Source organism: Microvirga sp. P4_G7 (assembly GCF_056401005.1).
This window is the reverse complement of the sequence record NZ_JBFUKD010001013.1, coordinates 1-958: the sequence shown is the minus strand read 5'-3', so window position 1 is coordinate 958 and position 958 is coordinate 1. Positions and strand designations below refer to the sequence as shown.

The 958-nt window shown below is 58.7% G+C and carries 1 protein-coding gene and 1 pseudogene; one reads left to right on the top strand and one right to left on the bottom strand.

Annotated features, from left to right (window positions below; translation table 11 throughout):
- Positions 1-143 (bottom strand): annotated as a pseudogene (locus AC1DT3_RS22655) (polyketide cyclase); the annotation flags it as partial.
- A gap of 253 nt (positions 144-396) precedes the next feature.
- Here AC1DT3_RS22655 and AC1DT3_RS22650 point away from each other — a divergent pair.
- On the top strand, positions 397-958 hold a 562-nt coding region (locus tag AC1DT3_RS22650; protein ID WP_477467416.1), incomplete at its 3' end, for a hypothetical protein.

Here is a 958-nt window from a genome sequence, read left to right as displayed (position 1 = left end):
GTCCAGGGGAGGGGCGCGAACCATTGCGTGAGCAACGCGGGTTCCGTCCAAGCTCGGAAGATTTTGGCCCGGGGCGCGTCGATCAAGCGGGTCAGGGAAAGTTCGCGATCAGCGATCGGGGCGGTTTTGGCGTCTGCATTCATGAGAAATCTCCTTGATCGGTTGTTTCCGCCATAGGACGTACGACAGGGCGACGATCCGACAGACACATGGAACGGCGAGATGTTCTGCATGGGAGCGTCCGCTGCTCGACGGATGAGAGCTAAGGACGAACGGGAGAGAGGCAATCCGACAGGGGAGGGACGATAACCCTTTTTGCCCACGAGCGGGCCGCCTGAATCGGCCTATGATGAGCGCCGGCGACGTCATCATCCAAGAATGGTCAGGGGACGCGCGATGCTTCGGTGGCTGTCGGGTTCTTGTCGACCGCTTCTGCTCGCCCTTGCCTGGGCGTGCATCGCCGCGGACGGCTCGTCGGCCCAAGGCGCGAACCAGAGTTTGGATGGTGCTTTCTCGGCAGTAACTCCGAGAACGGTGCAGAGCGCTCGTCGACTTTCCACCCGCATCCTGTTCGTAACGAACCGCAGCGTCGATTTCGACGCAGAAGCTCGGGCGCAAGCCGAGAACAGGATATTGGGATACGAGGACGTCTTTCTGAATAAGATCGCCGTCCCGGTTACATATGGCTGGCTAGACGTGAGTTATCCCACCCACCGAAAGCGTGGAGACACGAATTATTCGACCAGCTCGACAGATCAGAACGCGTCCTACGAGTTCTCGATACAAAGTCACACCATTACCAATACGATCGACAACTTGATGGAGGAAATCCGAGTCGCGTATGTCGCTAAGGATAACCCTCCGCTCTTGTACGTCCATGGTTTCGAAAACAGTTTCCGAAACGCCGCCGAGCGGTTGGCCCAAATCGCGATCGACGTGCGACCCGGCGGCGTACCCC